Raw genomic sequence first — 17,988 nt, forward strand, 5'->3', positions numbered from 1 at the left:
ACTGTCACAGGCAGCTGTCACAAGAAGGGGCCCTCGACCGTCCTAGAGGACGTGATGGAACAGACCAGTACTGCGCTCAGACCGCTGCTGCTGTCGATCGCGTACCGGATGCTCGGCAGCTTCGGCGACGCGGAGGACGTCGTGCAAGAGGCGTACCTGCGCCTGCATCGCGAGCCCGAGGTGGAGTCGGACAAGGCCTTCCTCACCACGGTCACCACCCGGCTGGCGATCGACCAGCTCCGCTCGGCCAGGCGTCAACGCGAGACCTACATCGGTCCCTGGCTGCCCGATCCGGCCGTCGACGAGTACGTCGATCTCGCCGACCGGGCGGCACTGTCGGACTCCCTGTCCACGGCGTTCCTCGTCGTCCTCGAAAGGTTGTCGCCCGACCAGCGGGCCGTGTTCCTGCTGCACGACGTGTTCGGCTACTCCTACGAGGAGGTCGCCGCCATCGTGCTGAAGAGCCAGGCGGCCTGCCGGCAACTCGCAGTACGGGCTCGTCGGCAGCTGGCTGACGGCAGACCCCGGTACGACGCTTCGCCGCGCGAGCGGGACGAGCTCGCCGAGCGGTTCCTGGCGGCGTGCCGTGAGGGCGAGCTCGAGGGGCTCCTCGAGCTGCTCGCACCGGATGCGACGTTCACCGGCGATGGCGGCGGCAAGGCGGACGCCTTCCCGCGGCCGATCCTCGGCGCCGACCGGGTCGCCCGGACGCTGCTCGGGGCGTTCGGAAGACTCGATCGGCTCGGTCTGCGGATCGAGCCGGTGCATGTCGGTGGGCAACCGGCCCTCAGGATGTGCGATGCCGTGGACCGGACCCTGGCGGTCTGGTCACTGCTGGTCGCCGAGGGGGTCGTCGTCGCGATCCACGGCGTGGTGAACCCCGACAAGCTCACCCATCTGCAGCCCCTGGGTTCAGGGAATGCGGACCAGCAGGGCTGACGGGTCCACCGTCGCGCTGAGAGTCCGGCCGTCCTCGATCTGATCACCGTCCAGCTCACGGCGGACGGTCTTGCTCGCCTTGACCTGGATGCTCTTGCCGGTGAACCGCTCGATGTTTCGGCCCTCCCGCATGGACTTGATCACCAGGCTGAGCGCGAGCCGGGGCCAGTCGCTGATCCGGCGCGGAGCCAGCACGACTGCATCGATCATGCCGTCGTCGGGCACGGCGTCCGGCAGCAACGGGATGTTCGCCTGCAGGGTGCCGACGTTCCCGATCACCACCGTGCGGGCCCGGCGGGCCAGCGGCGGCCGGTCGTCCACGATGATCTCGACCCGGACGAACGGGTGGTTGAGGTTCATCAGCGTCGACACCACGTAGGCCGCCCAGCCGACGCGCTTCTTCAGCTCGTCGGGGGCGTCGGCGATGATCGCGGCGTCCAGCCCGAGCCCGGCCATCACCACGAACCGGTCGGCGTCGAGCCCGTCGCCCTCCACCTGGACGCTGTCGATCCGCTGCTCGTTGCCGCCGAGCAGTTCGGTCAGCGCGATGTCGAGATCGAGGTTGATGCCGAGGTTGCGGGCGAGCAGGTTGCCGGTGCCGGCGGGCAGCACCGCGACCGGGATGTTCGACTGGGCCAGTTCCGCGCAGGCGACCCGGACGGTGCCGTCGCCGCCGGCCACCACGACCAGGTCGACGGACTCGTCGATCGCCTGCTTCGCCATCGCCGAGCCGGGGTCCTCCTCGGTCGTCTCGAGCCAAAGGGCGTCTTCGTAGCCACGCTCGGTCAGAGCCGTGTCGACCTTCTTGCGGAATTCGTCCGGGTCGGGAACCTTGATCGGGTTCATGATCACGGCGGCACGAGGGCTCACGTCAGTTTGTCCGTTCGAGGGGGATAGCGTTGATGAGGTGAGCAGCCTTCCACGGAGTACGCCAGAAGCCCAGCACTTGTCAGCCACCGCCCTCGACTCCTTCGTCGCCGCGCTCGACGCCTCCGACCAGGAGATCCAGACCCTGATGCTGCTCCGGCACGGTCACGTCGTGCTGGCGGAGGAGTGGACGCCGTACCGGTTGCGCGACCGGCACCTGCTGTTCTCGGTGTCGAAGTCCTTCACCTCGATGGGCATCGGCCTGCTGGTCGAGGACGGCAAGCTGTCGGTCGACGACAAGGTGGTGTCGTTCTTCGACGCCGACGACCTGCCCGACAAGATCAGCGACAACCTGGCCGCGATGGAGATCCGCCATCTGCTCACGATGACGACCGGGCACTCGCAGGACACCGTCGAAGCGCTCTCGCGGGACCGCCGGATGGTGCGGATCTTCCTCGACCTGGAGGTGGAGCACGAGCCGGGCACGGTGTTCGTCTACAACACCGGCGCGACGTACCTGCTCTCCGCCATCCTGCAGAAGATCACCGGCGAGACCCTGCTCGACTACCTCCGCCCGCGGCTGTTCGAGCCGCTCGGGGCGAGCGAGGCGACCTGGGAGATCTCCCGCGAGGGCATCACCAAGGGTGGCTGGGGTCTGAGCCTCAGCACCGAGTCGCTGGCCCGCTTCGGGCAGCTCCTGCTGCAGCGCGGGTCGTGGGACGGGCAGCAGCTCGTGCCGGCGAGCTGGATCGACGCGGCCACCTCGAAGCAGGTGCCGAACAACCAGGACAACCCCGACTGGCAGCAGGGCTACGGATACCAGTTCTGGCGGTCGCGGCACGACACCTACCGCGGCGACGGCGCCTTCGGGCAGTACTGCCTGATCTTCCCGGAGCACGACGCCGCCCTCATCATCACCAGCGCCTCACCCGACATGCAGGCCACCTTGGACGTCGTCTGGGAGCACCTTCTCCCCGCACTGCAAGCGGAATCGGGAGCCGACCTTGCTCGGCCCGCGAAGCTGGAGATCCCGGCCCCCGCAGGCAAAGCTCCGAGTGGAGACGGCCGCACCTACCGATTCGATCCGAGCGTCGCCTCACTGTCGGCGGTCAGGCTGGACCCGGACGGCACCGGCACCTTCACCTTCGAGGTCAGCTCCCACGACTTCGACACCACGGTTCCGCCCGGCACGACGCAGGACGTCGTCTGCGCTCCCGGCGACTGGCGCGAACTGACCGACGACCTGGTGGACCCACCTCAGCGCATGGTCACCAACGCGTCGACCGACAATGACGCCTTCGTAGCTACCTTCCGCTACCTGGAAACCCCTTACGTGGCGACGTTCACCTGCCGCCCGGACGGCGACTCCCTGACGATCGACGTCCGGTACAACGTCTCCTTCGGCCCGACGGAGTTCACCCTGCACTCGCTGTGATGTGAGCTAGGTCACTGTCACACCGGCGGCGTTCGCCGTGTCCCCTGGGTCGACCAAAGGTGACATGGAGGATGAGATGAAGGTTCTAGTGGCAGGCGCGACCGGCGGGCTCGGACGTTCGCTGGTGCCGAAACTGATCGCGGCAGGACACGACGTCACCGGCATGGTGCGGTCCGAGTCGAGTGCGGCCGGCCTCCGGGCGCAGGGCGCTGAGGTGGTGCTCGCGGACGGGCTGAACGCCGGTGCGGTGAAGGCCGCTGTCGCTGCCGCCCAGCCCGAGGTCGTCGTACATCAGATGACCGCGCTCAAGGGTGGCATCGACTTCAAGAAGTTCGACGAGAGCTTCGCGCTGACGAACCGGCTGCGGACCGAGGGCACGGACAACCTGCTCGCCGCCTCCCAGGCCGCCGGCGTACGGCGGTTCGTCGTCCAGAGCTATGCCGGCTGGAACCTGGAACACGGTGGCTCCGAGATCAAGAGCGAGCGGATCCCGCTGGACCCCGACCCGGTGCCGGCGACGAGCAAGACGATGGCCGGGCTGCGTCATCTGGAGTCGGCCGTGACCGGTGCCGAGGGCATCGAAGGCGTCGCACTGCGGTACGCGGGCTTCTACGGTCCGACCGGTTTCATCGGCAAGGGCGGCGAGGTCGTCAAGCTGATCGAGCAGCGCAAGTTGCCGTTGGTCGGCGATGGCTCGGGCGTCTGGTCGTTCATCCACTACGACGACGCCGCCGACGCCACCGTCAAGGCGGTCGAGAGCAGCGCCACCGGGATCTACCAGATCGCCGACGACGACCCCGCGCCCGCCTCGGTCTGGCTGCCGGAGTTCGCCAAGATCCTCGGCGCCAAACCACCGCGGCACATCCCCGTCTGGCTGGCCCGCCTGGCCGTCGGCGAGGTCGGCGTCTCCGCCTTCACCAAGATCCGCGGCGCCGACAACTCCCTGGCCAAGGCAACCTTCGACTGGGAACCCACCTATACCTCCTGGCGCCAGGGCTTCCGCCACGGCCTCTAGGGGACTAGAACTCTGAGGGGAGCCGAGTGCTCCCCGAGGAGGGCAGATGGCGACCGTTCCCGATCGGATCCGGTGGGCCGTGGACGCGGTGGATCCCCAGCCCGGTGAGCAGATCCTCGAGATCGGCTGCGGACCAGGGGGCGGCCGCGCAACTGGTCTGCGAGCGGCTCACCACCGGTCACCTGCTGGCAACGGATCGGTCGGCGGTGGCGGTGAATCGCACGGCGGGGCGCAATCCGCAGTACGTCAAGGCGGGGCGCCTCACCGTTCAACGCACCGCGCTGGATGAGCTGAAGCTGCCCGAGGACAGCATCGACAAGGCGTTCTGCGTCAACGTGAACCTCTTCTGGGTCAGCGACGCCGAGGCCGAACTCGCCGCACTCCGGCAAGGTCTGCGCTCGGGTGCTCCCCTGTTCATCCTGTACGGCGCGGAGGGGCCGACCGGCGGCGACCGGGTCACCGCGTTGGTCGCGGAGGCGGTGAAGGCGGCCGGTTTCGACACCGTCGAGGTCGTCACCGCCGACCACGGCCTGGGCGTCATCTCCCACGCCCCTTGAGTGACGCCTGGTCGCGACGGTCGCGCCGGTGGTCCCGGTGCCGGTCTCGTTCTCGTAGCCGTACGCCGGGTTGCGTCGCCCGGCTGCGGCGAGCCGTCGATCTCCTCGGCTGATCGTTGCTTGCAGCAACTACAAGCAGGTGAGAGGATTCGTTTACGTCCTTGTTACACAGGACGCGGGCCGCTGAAACAGCCGCCCCCTGAACTGTTGGAGACCCGCCGAGACGGCGGGGCGCCCCTAGGGTTCCGCTGCCGGCGACGGCAGGCCTGGTCCGAGAGGGGAGGCGGCGCCGTGCACGTGGTGCCGCTCCACGGCGGGACAAAAGCCCGGGAGGCCTTGATGGCCCCGGGCTGCCGTGCGCATTCCGGGCCGACTCTCTGCGGAGGCCGGAATGTCAGCCAGCACCGAAACACTGCCACCGAACGGATCACTGCCGACGGACGGGGCCGAGGACCTCCGGACCTTCGGCTACCCCCAGCAACTCTCGCGCCGCGTCGGCAGCTACGCCTCGTTCGCCGCCGGCTTCTCGTTCGTCTCGATCCTCACCACCGTCTTCCAGCTGTTCGGACTGGGCTTCAGCTTCGGCGGTACGGCGTTCTTCTGGACCTGGCCCGCCGTTCTGGTCGGCCAGCTGACGGTGGCGCTCTGCTTCGCCGAGCTCGCCGCGCGATATCCCCTGTCCGGCGCGATCTACCAGTGGGCCCGGCGGCTCGGTGGCGCCGTGGTCGGGTGGTTCGCGGGCTGGACGATGGTGATCGCGCAGATCATCACCTTGGCGACCGCGGCGATCGCCTTGCAGGTGGTTCTTCCCGCGGTGTGGTCAGGCTTCCAGCTGGTCGGTACCGACTCCACGCTCGCGTCGAGGGACGGCGCGGCCAACGCCGTCGTACTCGGCTGCATCCTGCTGGTGGCGACCACGCTGCTCAACGCGACCAGCGTCCGGACGACGGCGATCGTGAACTCCGCCGGGGTGACCTGTGAGCTCGTCGGCGTCGTCCTGATCATCATCCTGCTCGCCAGTCACGCGGAGCGCGGACCTTCGGTCGTCCTGCACACGACGAACCTCGACAGCAGCACCGGGTACGTCGTACCGCTGCTGATCTCGGCGTTGATGGCGGCCTACGTGCTGGTCGGCTTCGACAGCGCGGGCGAGCTGTCCGAGGAGACCCACAAGCCGCGCGCGACCACGCCGAGGACGATCCTCCGCGCGGTGATCGCGTCGGGCATCGGCGGCGCCTTCCTGATCATCGCCGCGTTGATGGCCGCTCCCTCCCTGACCGACGGAGACCTCGCCGGACAAGGGCTGCCGTACGTGCTGACCAGCCGGCTCGGCACGACAACGGGCAAGCTGCTGCTGCTCGACGTCGCGCTCGCGGTCTGTGTCTGCACCCTGGCGATCCAGACGGCGGCGGCGCGGATGATCTTCTCGATGGCGCGGGACAACGTCCTGCCGTTCTCCGCCAGGCTCCGTCAGGTGTCGGAGCGGACGGGTACACCGGTGGCGGCCACGATCGTGCCGGGCGTGCTCGCCGGTCTCTGCCTGGTGGTCAACGTGGGCAACGCGGGGCTGTTCCTCGGCCTGGCGAGCGTCTGCATCATGCTGCTGTACTTCGCCTACCTGATGGTCACCGCTCCCCTGCTGATCCAGCGTTTCAAGGGCAATCCGCTGACCGCCGGTACTGACGAGGACGGCCGCCCGCTGTTCTCCCTGGGCCGCGCGGGCGTGGCCGTGAACATCGTCGCCGTCACCTACGGCCTCGCGATGGCGATCAACCTGGGCTGGCCGCGTGCCGAGGTGTACGACCCCGCCGGCGAGGGCTGGTACCTGCACTACCTCCCCCTGATCACGCTCGCGATCGTCGCGATCGGCGGGCTGATCGCCTACCGCACCCAGCACAGCCGGTACCACGCCTCCATCGAGACGGCCGCCGTCGGGGCGGAAGCATGAACCACGACATCCCCGGCGGAGCCGCCTGGTCGGCTGCCGTCAAAGCCGGACGCACGCTCACGCTGACCGCGCTCGCCGACGGCGCGAACGCCTCCGTCCTGATCATCGGCGCCGACCGCCTCGATCGCCTCAACATTCCCGACACCCTGAAGTCCCAGATGTCAGCTCGCATCCGAGCGGGGATGGTACTGATGTCCGACCGCGGTACTGCGCTGGCGACCGTGCTCGCGTCGTCTCTCGACTGGCATGACGGCCTGGCCGGACGCGGACCCGACCGGCTGCTGCAGCTCGAACTCGCCAAGCACGGCTTCGGCGAGGCGGACCTGCACGCCTGCATCAACTTCTTCTCGAAGGTCGGGATCAGCGACGACTCGCGCGCCTCGCTGACCTTCGTGCCGGACCACGCCACGGCAGGCGACACGGTCACGCTCCGGGCCGACCAGGACCTGGTGGTGTTCGTGTCGACGGCAGCTCATCCGCTCGCTTCCGAGACCAGCCCGGCCGGGGTCGCAGTACGGATCGAAGCTGGTGAAGAGGTGGGCGATCCGCCGGAGCTGCGGGAGGAAGCGGTTCGGGCTCTCGAGGTGACCAGGGGGTTGCTGGTATGACGATCACCGAGACGACTACCGCTCTGGACACCGTCGTACAGCCCGGCGACGGCGCGATGATCCCGGTGCCGTCCGGCGGGCGCCTGAGGATCGTCGACCTGCACGGCAACCAGGCCGTCGACACGTTGTTCTACGACGCGAACGATGTGGACAACCGCTACTCGGCGTTCGACACGATCCGCGAGCAGCGGGCCGTCTTCCTGACCACCGGATCGCGGTTGCTCTCCACCAGACTCGACGAGCTCGCCGTGATCAGCGACGACACCTGCGGCCGGCACGACACGGTCGGCGGCGCCTGCTCGCAGGAGAGCAACGTGATCCGGTACGGCGAGTTCACCCGGCACCAGCACGCCTGCCGCCAGACCTTCCTGTACTACGGCGCGCGGGCCGGCATCGGGCAACGACAGCTCACGCACAACGTCAACTTCTTCATGAACGTGCCGGTCAGCCCGGACGGCGATCTCTCCTTCGAGGACGGCCTGTCAGCGCCCGGGCGGTACGTCGAGATCACCGCCGGCCGGGATCTCCTGGTGCTGATCAGCAACTGCCCGCAGCTCAACAACCCCTGCAACGGGTGGAACCCGACTCCCGTGCAACTGCTGGGCTGGTGGTGACGGTGGCGACCATCACCATCGTTGCCCCCGGCGCCCAAACGACGGTGCAGGACCTGGCCGGCCGGCAGGGGCTGTGGGATGTCGGCGTGCCGCCTTCCGGCGCGGCCGATGAGCTCAGCTTCGCGCTGGTCAACGCGGCCGTGGGCAACCCGGACGGCGCAGCAGGCCTGGAGTGCGTGCTGACCGGGCCGGTGCTGACCACTGACGAGGACCGGCTGGTCTCCGTCGGCGGCGCAGCCACGCGAGCGACGATCGGCGGACGCCCGCTGCGTCCTGGTCGGGTGGTCCGGCTACCGGCGGGCATCGTTCTGGACGTCGGCCCGCTCGACGGACCCGGCATGCGCGGCTACGTGGCGATCGAAGGCGGCCTCGACGTACCGCGAGTCCTCGGCAGCCGGTCGACCTTCATCCTCGGCGGTTTCGGTGGTCAGGAAGGGCGACCGCTCGCCGCGGGTGACGTGCTCCCCCTTGGCCGGCGGGAGAACCTGCTCAGCCCGACGCCGGTCGAGCTGCCGGCGTTGTCGGACAGCTGGCAGGTGCGCGTGATTCCCGGCCCGCACGGCGCTCCGGATCACCTCACGGACGAAGGCGTCGAGGCGTTCTTCGGGACCTCGTGGCTGGTGGATCACCGGTCCGACCGCACCGGAGTACGGCTGGTCGGGCCGACGCCGGACTGGGCTCGGACCGATGGCGGTGAGGCCGGGCTGCATCCGTCGAACGTGCACGACTCGGCCTATCCCGTCGGCGGGATCATGCTGTCCGGGGACACCCCGGTGATCGTCGGGAAGGACGGGCCGTCGCTCGGCGGCTTCGTCGTACCGGCGGTGGTGATCGAAGCGGATCGGTGGATGCTCGGGCAGTTGCGTCCGGGCGACTCCGTGGAGCTGGTGCCCGTGACGATGGGCGCCGCGGCCGAGGCGATCCAGGCGCGGCGGGCGTGGTTGGCGGATCTCCGGCAGGAGCCCGTCGCGGTCGGGGCCGGTATGAGCGGTTCCGAGCGCCCGAAGGACCTCCATCAGGGCGGCGCCGGGCCCACCTCACCGGCGTACACGATCAGATGTGCGGGTGAGCGGCACCTGCTGGTGGAGGCCGGGCCGGCGGAGCTCGACCTCACCGTGCGGGTCTGGATTCACCTGCTGGCGCAGGCGTTGCGGCACGATCGACCAGCGGGCGTGGTCGAGATCGTCGAGGGCGTGCGGTCGCTCTTGGTGGCGGTGGACTCGTCGCGACTGGGGCTGGTCGAACTGGCCGAGCGGCTGGCGTTCCTCGCCGCCGGGCTGGCCGATCCGGCGACGGTGGTGCTGCCCGCTCGCGAGGTGACGCTGCCGATCGCGTTCGACCATCCGGAGGCGCACGAGGCGATGCGGCGGTACGCGACCTCGGTCCGGCCCGACGCGCCCTGGTGCCCGGACAACGTGGAGTTCATCCGGCGGGTCAACGACCTCGGCCGCCGGGACGAGGTCTTCGAGATCATCCAGGCGGCGACGTACCTGGTCGTCGGGCTCGGCGACGTCTACCTCGGCGCGCCGGTCGCAGTACCCGTCGATCCGCGGCACCGGCTGGTCACGACGAAGTACAACCCGGCCCGGACCTGGACGCCGCAGAACGCCGTCGGGATCGGCGGGATCTACCTGTGCGTGTACGGGATGGAAGGACCGGGCGGCTACCAGTTGGTCGGGCGGACCGTGCCCGTCTGGCGGATCTCCCGGACCGACGAGCAGCCGTGGTTGCTCCGGCAGTTCGACCTGATCAGATTCACCCCGGTGAGTGCGGAGCAGCTCGCGCACGAGCGGGTCGAGATCGCGGCGGGACGCGCGGACCTGCGGGTCAGCCCGGCGACGTTCTCGATCGCCGACATCCACCGGATCGAGCAGGAGGCACCTGTGGACATAGCGACCCTCCGTGCGAAGCGACGAGCGGCCTTCGAGGCCGAGAGGGCCAGGTGGGGAGCATGACGGTCTGGATCACTCGGGTGGATCCCGTCGAGCCTGCGACGGGTCCGCTGCACGGGTTGACGATGGCGCTCAAGGACAACATCGACCTCGCCGGAGTACCGACCACGGCCGGCGATCCGCGCAACGACCAGCCGGCAGAGCACAACGCGTTCGTGGTGGACCGGCTGGTCGAGGCCGGCGCGGTGCCGCTCGGGAAGACCAACCTCGACCAGTACGCGACGGGCCTGGTCGGCACGCGTTCGCCGTACGGGGCTTGCCATTCGGTGTTCTCCGAGCTGCACGTGTCGGGCGGTTCGAGCTCGGGCAGCGCGGTCGCCGTGGCGACGGGCGCGGTGGACTTCGCGCTCGGGACGGACACGGCCGGGAGTGGTCGGGTGCCCGCCGCGTTCAACGCCCTGGTGGGGATCAAGCCCAGCCGCGGTCTCGTGTCCGCGCAGGGGGTGATGCCCGCCTGTCGCTCGCTCGACTGCGTCACCGTGATGGCGCGAACGGTCGGGACTGCGCGCAAAGTCCTCGACGTGATGGCGACCTTCGATCCGGACGATGCCTGGTCTCGACGAGCCTCCGATCTCCCGCGCGGCCGCTCGACGCGTACGCCGGGCGCCGCGGCGGTGATCGGCGTACCGGACCTTCCGCTGGAGCTCGATCCCCTGCACGAGCAGGCCTGGCAGGAGACCCTCGACCAGGCCCATCGGCTGGGCGAGGTGGTGAAGGTGGACGTCCGGCCGCTGCTCGAGGCCGCTGAACTGCTGTACTCCGGGCCGTGGCTCGCCGAGAGGTGGCTCGCCTTCGGGGACAAGATGGTCGACGACCCGGCGGTGGACCCGACGGTGCGCACGATCGTCCGGAACGGCGCGGGGCTGACCGCGGCTGAGGCGTTCGCGGGCTTCGACCGGTTGGCGACGCTCGCCCGCGCCAGCGAATCCCTGTGGGCGCAGCTGGACGCGTTGTTGTTGCCGGTCACGTCGACTCATCCGACCCTGGCCGCGGTGGCGGCGGATCCGATCGGGGTGAACAGCCAGCTCGGCCGATTCACGAACATGGTCAACCTGCTCGACCTCTGCGCGGTCGCCTTTCCTGGACCTGCCCGGGCCGACGGGCTGCCCTTCGGGATCCAGTTGCTCGCACCGGCGGGTCACGACAACGTGGTGATCGACCTGGCCGCCGTCTGGTGCGGTGAACCCACGCGTTCGTCCGAGGTGTTGCTCGCCGTCGCGGGCGCGCATCTGTCCGGCCAGCCGCTGAACCACGAGCTCGTACGACGTGGTGGGCGGTTGGCATTCGACGCGCGGACGGCACCGGAGTACCGGATGTACTTGCTGGAAGGTCCTCGGCCGGGGCTCACTCGGACAGTCGAACCTCTGGCCGGCGGACCTGGGATCGCGGTGGAGGTGTGGAGTCTGCCGGCCGGTGAGTTCGCCGGGTTCGCGGCGACGGTCGACCCGCCGTTGGCGCTTGGTCCGCTGGAGCTGTCCGACGGGCAGCGGGTCCTCGGCTTCGTCTGCACCGCCGACGGAGCCGATCCCGACCGCGAGATCACGGAACACGGCAGTTGGCGAAACTATCTGGCCTAGTGCAGGGCACTAGCATGCCGTGCATGACGATCACGCCCGCGGAACAGCAGGTCCTTGACCGGATCGACGAGGAGCTCCTCGTCCGGATCACCCGGAGTCTGCTGCAGGCGACCGGGCAGAACCCGCCCGGTGACGAGGCGGCGACGGTCGGGGCGTTGAGTGCCGCCGGCATCGAGCTCGGCCTCGACGTCGTCGCCACCCGGGTCCAGCCCGGCCGGGACAACCTGAGCATCATCCTTGCCGGCGGCAACGGTCCGGGCCTGCTCCTGCTCGGCCACACCGACGTCGTACCGGTCGGGGAAGGCTGGACGAAGGACCCGTTCGGTGGGGAGGTCGCCGACGGCCGGATCTACGGCCGCGGCGCCTCCGACATGAAGGGCGGCCTCGCTTCCGCCCTGGTCGCGCTCGCAGCCCTGCGCGGCGCCGGGCTCAGCGGCCCGGTCGAACTGGCCGCACTCGTGGACGAGGAGGAGACCGGCAAAGGCATCCGCTCGTACGTCGGTACTGCGTCCCGCTCGTGGCTCGGGTGCATCACCGCGGAGCCGACGGACCTGCAGACCATCATCGGCGCGCGCGGTGACTCGTACCTGCGGGTCGAGATCCACGGTCGTGCGAGCCACGCGGGTAACCCAGCCGACGGCGCCAACGCGATCTACGGCGCGGCCGCGGTGGTCGCCGAGATCGAACGCCTGCACGCGGAACTCGCCGCCGCCCCCCATCCCCTGCTCGGTCCGGCCACCTGGAGCGTCGGTCAGATCAACGGCGGCACCGGCGGCTCGATCGTCCCGGCCGAATGCGTCATCGTCGCCGACCGGCGCCTGCTTCCGGGTGAGTCTCCCGCGGCGGTGCTCGACGATCTCCGCGCTCGGGTGGCGGGGTTGAAGCTCGAGGAACGTGGCCTGTCGGTCGACCTCGACATGCCGATGGAGATGCCCGCCTTCGAGACCGCCGCGGATACCGACCTGGTGAGGATCACCGACGCAGCTCTGACCGACGCCGGTGGTCCCGGTCTTCCGCTGGGCGGATGGACCGCCGCTTGCGACGGTGGATTCGTCGCCCGCGACCTCGACGTACCAGTGGTCGTCCTCGGCCCCGGATCGGTGACCTCACAGGCCCACCGCGCCGACGAGTCGGTAGCGATCTCCGAGCTCACGACCGCCGCGCGGGCCTACACCCTCACGGCGCTGCGTCTGCTCGGCTGATCAACCTCGGCCTGGGAAGAAGTCAGCGCTCTGCACATACTCCAGCGCGCGGATGAACTCCGGGTCGTTCATCCGCGCGAACATCTCGGAACTTTCCTTATACCGGCGGCGCGGCCAAGCTCGGATCGGCTGAGTCGACTGACGACCTGTTGCGCCACCGGCGCCAGCGGCTATGACACCTGGCGGCCCATTCCAGAGCTTGGAAGAGCCCGCTCAGGAAGATCAAGGCGACAGTCACATGCAGAAGGAGCGACAGACTGATTCCGACGAAGAGACCTGCCACCCGTAGCCGTGCCCAGAGAATGGCCAGTACTGCGGGGATCAGGACGGCAAAAGCTGCTCCATAGAGGAGCTCCCACCCCACTGCTCGCTCGCCCATCCACGGAAGCACGTTCCAGATGTCGAGCAGGTCCAGCGTCGCTACGGCGCCGAGCAGTGCGATGGCCAGCATCGAGCCGAAGACGACAACGCGGTAGTACCAGTTGGCGAGGTTGACCTCGCGCGGCTGCTCTTCCTGGGCAGCAGCCTCGACGGTTGGGGTATCGAGCCCCGACCAGACAGTGGCCACACTGACAGCCGACCACATGAGCCACCGCCTGGCCCAGCCGGTACCGAGGTCCGCCATCGCATCCCGGAAGATCAAGTCAGCTTGTGCTCTGGTGACTTTCGGACCTATGTACGACACAGGTTGATTCGGGTCGTGCACCAGTCCGTCATGAAGCAAGGCCGCCGGTAGGTGGCTCCCGGTTCTCGGAACCAACCAGGTGAACAGATTGGGCACGGACGTCAGGTCCGAACGGAAAGTGTTGTCGGCGGGCACCACGTGGTCGCCGTAGTCCCGCGACTTGTAACCGATCCGCCGCTCCAGGATGAACAATTCCTGAGTCGGTGGAGCCTTGAGCCAACTCGGCACGAGGCTCGCGAGCTTCGGGTACCGAGGTTTCTTCTCCTCTTCGACTCTCTTGAGGCACACCTGCATCTCGCTCGGATACCCAGGCTCAGCGGGTCCATCCACCTCGCCGTCATCAAAGAAGCGCCCCGGTTCAGGATTCTTTATCCGCCCCATCATCCCCACCCCCGACTTTCAGTGAACGCTTACTCCCAGTGACTGTCAACGGCGGAAGCGCCTCATTGACCGAGCGATCTCAGGCGATGGATCCGTGGATGGCAAGGCGATTGATCGTGGCCCCGCAGTGTTCAGCGCGGTTCGGAATCTGAAGCATTACGGGCGAGCCGCGCGGCGAGAATCTCGGCGAGGTGCAGCGGGTGGCGGTCGGTGCCTTGTTCGATCTGGGTTCGGCAGCTGAAGCCGTCGGCGAGGATGGTGGTGTCGTTGCTTGCTGCGCGGACTGCGGGTAATAGAGCGCGCTCTCCTACAGCTTTGGAGACGGTGTAGTGAGTGCGTTCGAAGCCGAAGTTGCCGGCCAGGCCGCAGCAGCCGGCGTCGGGGATCACGGCGGTGATGCCGGCCGCGGCCATCAGGGCTTTGTCGGCGTCGAAGCCGAGGACTGCGTGCTGGTGGCAGTGGGGCTGGACCAGGGCTTCCCCTCCTACCTGTGGCGGCTTCCAGTTCGACTTCGTGAGGAACTCGGCGAGCGTGAAGGTCGACTTGGCGGCTGCGTGGGCCAATGGGTTGTCGTTCAGCAGGTCGGGGGCGTCCTGGCGGAAGGCGGCTGTGCAGCTTGGCTCGAGGCCGATGATCGGCGTACCCGCCGCCAGGTGCGGTGCGAGGATCGCGAGAGAGCGCTTCATGACTCGCTGGGCGACGCCGAGCTGACCGGTGGAGATCCAGGTGAGCCCGCAACAGACCCGCTTGTCCGGCAACACCACCTCGAACCCCGCCGCCTCCAGCACCTCGACGGCCGCGCGCCCGACCTGCGGAGACAGATGATCGGTGAACGTATCCGGCCAGAGCACCACCTTCCCGCGCTCACCCCGACCATGCTTGCCCCGGGCAAGGAACCAATCCGTGAAGGTCTGCTGCGCAAACTCTGGGACCTCGCGTTCGGGAGCGATCCCGCCGAGGCGCTTGGCCAGCGCGAGGCCGGCGAGTCTGTTGGCGAGGCGTGGGGCGCGGGCGGCCAGTCGCGCCCAGACGGGTAGCCAGCCCATCGACCAGTGCGATAGCGGCCGGGCCCACGGCCTTCTTGCGTAGTGGTGGTGGGTGAACTCGGCCTTGTAGGTCGCCATGTCCACGTTCACCGGGCAGTCGGAGAGGCAGCCCTTGCAGGACAGGCAGAGATCGAGCGCGTCGCGTACTTCGGTCGACCGCCAGCCGTCTGTGATCACATCCCCTTGGAGCATCTCCCAGAGCAGGTGTGCGCGCCCTCGCGTGGAGTGCAACTCCTCCCGGGTGACCTGATAGCTGGGGCACATCACCCCGCCGGCGGTCTGCCGGCAGTTGCCGATCCCGACACAGCGCCGCTGCGCCTGGGCGAAGTCGTGGTCGTCGTCGTGATAGGCGAACACCGTCAGCAGCTGGCGATCCTTGGCCGGCCCGTCGTGCCGGATGTTCACGTCCAGCGGCGGCGGATCGACAATCATCCCGGGGTTCATCACCCCGGCCGGATCCCAGATCTCCTTCACCTCGCGGAACAGCCGCACGCCGTCAGCGCCGTACATGCGGGCAAGCAACTCCGACCGCGCCCGCCCGTCGCCATGTTCACCGGATACCGATCCACCCAACTCGACGACGAGATCGGTCGCCTGCTCGACGAAGGCCCGGTACGTCGCGAGGCCGCGCGCGCTGAACAGGTCGAAGTCGATCCGCATGTGCATGCAGCCCTCACCGAAATGCCCGTACGACGCGCCGGACAGCCCGTGGCGGGCGAGGAGTTCGTCGAGTCCACGCAAGTACGCGCCGAGTCGTTCGGGCGGAACGGCAGCGTCCTCCCAACCACCCCAGGCTTCAGCACCATCGGCCCGGCGGGTCGCGAGTCCGGCGGCATCAGTGCGGCAGCGCCAGAGCACTCCTTGCGCACGAGGATCGGTCACCAGCGAAGCGGTCGCAGGCGAACCCGAATCGCGAAGCTCCTCGAGCATCTTCTCCGCGGCGATCGTGGCAGCGGCCTGGTCGCTGCCGCCCAGCTCCACGAGCAGCCAGGCCCGTCCGGCCGGCAGCCCTGCATGGACGGCCGCGTCCCGGACCTCCGCGGGCAACCGCTCGACGAGATCGCTGTTGATCGACTCCATCGTCAGCGGACCGTGCCGCAGGACCACCGGCACGCAGTCGGCCGAGGTGATCGAATCGCCGAACCCGAGCACACAAAGCACCTTTGCCGCAGGCAACGGCGTCAGCCGCACGGTGGCTTGCAGCGTCGCCGCGAAGCCGCCTTCGCTCCCGGCCAGCAACCGCGCCACGTCATAGCCGTGCTGAGGCAACAACCTGTGCAGTGCGTACCCGGAGATCTGCCGGCTGAACTGGCCGAACCTCCTGCTGATCAACAGCTCATGCCGGTCCACGAACGCCTGCAGCGCCCGGTGGAGCTCCCCTTCGCGGCCGGGCCGGGCGGCGTAGTACTCGCGTCCTTTGGCGCCGGGCGCATCGACGGTGAGCCTGGTGCCGTCGGCAAGCACCAGGTCGAGGTCGACCAGGTTGTCCGCGGTGGTGCCCCAGGCAACAGAGTGCGCGCCGCAGGCGTTGTTCGCGATCATCCCGCCGAGCGTCGCCCGGCTGCCGGAGGAGGGGTCCGCGCCGAAAGCCAGCCCGTGGGGTCTCGCGGCGGCCAGCAGGTGGGTCAGGATCACCCCCGGCTCGACCACCGCGGTCTGCGCCTCCGCCTCGATGGCCAGGATCCGGTTCACGTGCCGCGACGCGTCGATGATGACCCCGCCGATCGCGTTCCCCGCCATCGATGTGCCGCCGCCGCGCAACGTCACTGGTGCACCCGCCGCCGCGGTCAGCGCCACCGCGGCGGCCAGATCCTCCCGATCGGCCGGTACGACGACCAGATCCGGCACGGCCCGGTAGTTCGACCCGTCCGCCGCATAGAGCGCCCGGCTCCTCGCGTCAGCGCCGACGGACCCGCGCAGTTGTCCCCCGAGTTCCCGGGCGAGCCGCGGTACGTCGTACTGGCTCATCGGCGGGAACTCCTGACTGATCGCTGGACACACCGGCCTGGGGTCAGCATTGTCGACAATCTACCCATCGAGCACCTCGTCCACCTCGCCGGCAGCACTACAGGTCGCGGCTATTGCGCTGGAGGAGCGAAGAGTTCCAGCTGGATGTTGTCGCGGTCGCGGAAGACCAGGATCGAGGCGTACGGCTCGTCGACGATGGGCGACTGGGTCAGCGGCTTGTCTGCCTGGTCGCTGCGGACGACGCCGTGCGCTTCGAGATGGTCCTGCCACTGCTCGAGATCGGCGCGGCTGGGCATCATGAAGCCGGCATGGTCGAGCCCGGTCCTCGTCTCCGTGCAGGGCTCGCCGTCGTTGGTGTCGTGCCGGTGCAGCGCGATCATCAGTTGCTTGTCGGCATCGGCGAGCACCCGCCCGACGCCGCCTGGATGCGGGACCTCCATCACCGGGTGGACGTCGAACACCTCCCCGTACCACTCGACGCTGCTCTCCAGATCGGTCACGGTGAGCGCGAGATGATGAAGCCTGGGCTGACTGACTGTGGACATGACTGTCCCCTTGGTTCGGTGGCTCAGGTCGTCGAGAACTGAGCCAGGAACATCTGGACGACGTCGTCGACGAGCCGGCTCCACCGGTCACCGCCGGGGTCGTTGGAGATCTGCTGATCGACCAGGCCGGTCGTCACGGCGGTCCAGATGTCGAGGTACCGCGGATCGTGCACGCCGTTGCGTGCGAGGAGCTCGCGAGTGACCTCCAGGGCACCGACCGCGAGCTCGTAGGACTCCGGCGACGGCTCGAAGCCGGGCACCGAGTGCTGGAACAGAAGCTGGAAGCGGGGCACGTCCGACACGCAGAAGTCGACGAAAGCCCTCGCCTCGGTGAGCAGGTCCCGGCGCGGGTCGTCGGTGACGGGCAGCGAGGCCTTGAGGTCGACGAACTCCTGCGCCGCCTCGGCGAACATGGCGTCGAAGATCGCGTTCTTCGACTCGTAGTACGCGTAGACCGTCGGCGTGGTGATCCCCGCTCGCCGCGCCAGCTCCCGCAGCGACAGAGCGGCGAGCCCGTCCTCCCGCACCAACTTCCACGCGGCCACCAGCACGGCCGCCCGGGCGTTCTCCCGCCGAGCCTCCCGCCACCCACTCGCCACCGAGGTCTTTACCACAGTTCGAATTATTTGCACACCGTCTAAATCTTGTC

The 17,988-nt window shown here is 68.8% G+C and carries 15 protein-coding genes and 1 riboswitch; of the genes, 10 read left to right on the forward strand and 5 right to left on the reverse strand.

Annotation, left to right across the window (positions count from 1 at the left end; all coding sequences use genetic code 11):
* Positions 1-54 precede the first annotated feature (54 nt).
* On the forward strand, positions 55-939 hold the full coding sequence (locus EV644_RS07590; protein ID WP_132187888.1) for an RNA polymerase sigma-70 factor: 885 nt from the start codon (positions 55-57) through the stop codon (positions 937-939).
* Here EV644_RS07590 and EV644_RS07595 read toward each other — a convergent pair.
* Positions 913-1,809, reverse strand: a complete 897-nt coding sequence (locus EV644_RS07595) for a diacylglycerol/lipid kinase family protein (protein WP_132187887.1) — start codon at positions 1,807-1,809, stop codon at positions 913-915. The genes EV644_RS07590 and EV644_RS07595 overlap by 27 nt on opposite strands.
* A gap of 37 nt (positions 1,810-1,846) precedes the next feature.
* Between EV644_RS07595 and EV644_RS07600 the strand changes: the two genes are divergently transcribed.
* The 9 genes from EV644_RS07600 to EV644_RS07640 all read left to right on the forward strand — a co-directional run bounded on the left by EV644_RS07600 (position 1,847) and on the right by EV644_RS07640 (position 12,714).
* Positions 1,847-3,241: a serine hydrolase domain-containing protein gene (locus EV644_RS07600; RefSeq protein WP_241997971.1), complete on the forward strand. Its 1,395-nt coding sequence runs from the start codon at positions 1,847-1,849 to the stop codon at positions 3,239-3,241.
* Positions 3,242-3,317: 76 nt separating this feature from the next.
* Positions 3,318-4,256 carry an NAD-dependent epimerase/dehydratase family protein gene (locus tag EV644_RS07605; RefSeq protein WP_132187885.1) on the forward strand — a complete coding sequence of 313 codons (939 nt, stop codon included), beginning with the start codon at positions 3,318-3,320 and terminating at the stop codon, positions 4,254-4,256.
* 104 nt (positions 4,257-4,360) lie between these two features.
* Positions 4,361-4,813, forward strand: coding sequence for a class I SAM-dependent methyltransferase (locus EV644_RS07610; RefSeq protein ID WP_132187884.1), 453 nt, complete (start codon positions 4,361-4,363; stop codon positions 4,811-4,813).
* A gap of 226 nt (positions 4,814-5,039) precedes the next feature.
* A riboswitch (guanidine-I (ykkC/yxkD leader) is annotated at positions 5,040-5,148 on the forward strand.
* A gap of 56 nt (positions 5,149-5,204) precedes the next feature.
* Positions 5,205-6,761 carry an amino acid permease gene (locus EV644_RS07615; protein WP_132187883.1) on the forward strand — a complete coding sequence of 519 codons (1,557 nt, stop codon included), beginning with the start codon at positions 5,205-5,207 and terminating at the stop codon, positions 6,759-6,761.
* Entirely contained in the window at positions 6,758-7,369 is a 612-nt protein-coding gene (locus EV644_RS07620) for a DUF1989 domain-containing protein (protein WP_132187882.1), read from the forward strand. The genes EV644_RS07615 and EV644_RS07620 overlap by 4 nt, the downstream gene beginning before the upstream one ends.
* The gene (locus EV644_RS07625) at positions 7,366-7,983 is read left to right on the forward strand and encodes an urea amidolyase associated protein UAAP2 (protein WP_132187881.1); all 618 of its coding nucleotides are present in this window, start codon (positions 7,366-7,368) and stop codon (positions 7,981-7,983) included. The genes EV644_RS07620 and EV644_RS07625 overlap by 4 nt, the downstream gene beginning before the upstream one ends.
* Positions 7,984-7,985: 2 nt before the next feature.
* Positions 7,986-9,938: a 5-oxoprolinase/urea amidolyase family protein gene (locus EV644_RS07630; RefSeq protein WP_132187880.1), complete on the forward strand. Its 1,953-nt coding sequence runs from the start codon at positions 7,986-7,988 to the stop codon at positions 9,936-9,938.
* Positions 9,935-11,512, forward strand: a complete 1,578-nt coding sequence (gene atzF / locus EV644_RS07635) for an allophanate hydrolase (RefSeq protein ID WP_132187879.1) — start codon at positions 9,935-9,937, stop codon at positions 11,510-11,512. The genes EV644_RS07630 and atzF overlap by 4 nt, the downstream gene beginning before the upstream one ends.
* 23 nt (positions 11,513-11,535) lie before the next feature.
* Complete coding sequence (locus EV644_RS07640) at positions 11,536-12,714, forward strand: M20 family metallopeptidase (protein ID WP_132187878.1); 1,179 nt, start codon at positions 11,536-11,538, stop codon at positions 12,712-12,714.
* A 97-nt stretch (positions 12,715-12,811) separates the two neighbouring features.
* Here the strand turns inward: EV644_RS07640 and EV644_RS07645 are convergent, their stop codons facing one another.
* The 4 genes from EV644_RS07645 to EV644_RS07660 form a co-directional block, all read right to left on the reverse strand.
* Positions 12,812-13,783, reverse strand: a complete 972-nt coding sequence (locus tag EV644_RS07645; RefSeq protein WP_241998079.1) for a DUF1353 domain-containing protein — start codon at positions 13,781-13,783, stop codon at positions 12,812-12,814.
* A gap of 128 nt (positions 13,784-13,911) precedes the next feature.
* Entirely contained in the window at positions 13,912-16,794 is a 2,883-nt protein-coding gene (locus EV644_RS07650; protein ID WP_132187876.1) for an FAD-binding and (Fe-S)-binding domain-containing protein, read from the reverse strand.
* Positions 16,795-16,904: 110 nt separating this feature from the next.
* Positions 16,905-17,339, reverse strand: a complete 435-nt coding sequence (locus tag EV644_RS07655) for a VOC family protein (protein WP_132187875.1) — start codon at positions 17,337-17,339, stop codon at positions 16,905-16,907.
* Between the two features lie 23 nt (positions 17,340-17,362).
* A complete protein-coding gene (locus EV644_RS07660) occupies positions 17,363-17,953 on the reverse strand; it encodes a TetR/AcrR family transcriptional regulator (protein WP_241997969.1) in 591 nt (196 codons plus the stop codon).
* Positions 17,954-17,988 lie beyond the last annotated feature (35 nt).

Source organism: Kribbella orskensis (assembly GCF_004342085.1).
Classification (GTDB): domain Bacteria; phylum Actinomycetota; class Actinomycetes; order Propionibacteriales; family Kribbellaceae; genus Kribbella; species Kribbella orskensis.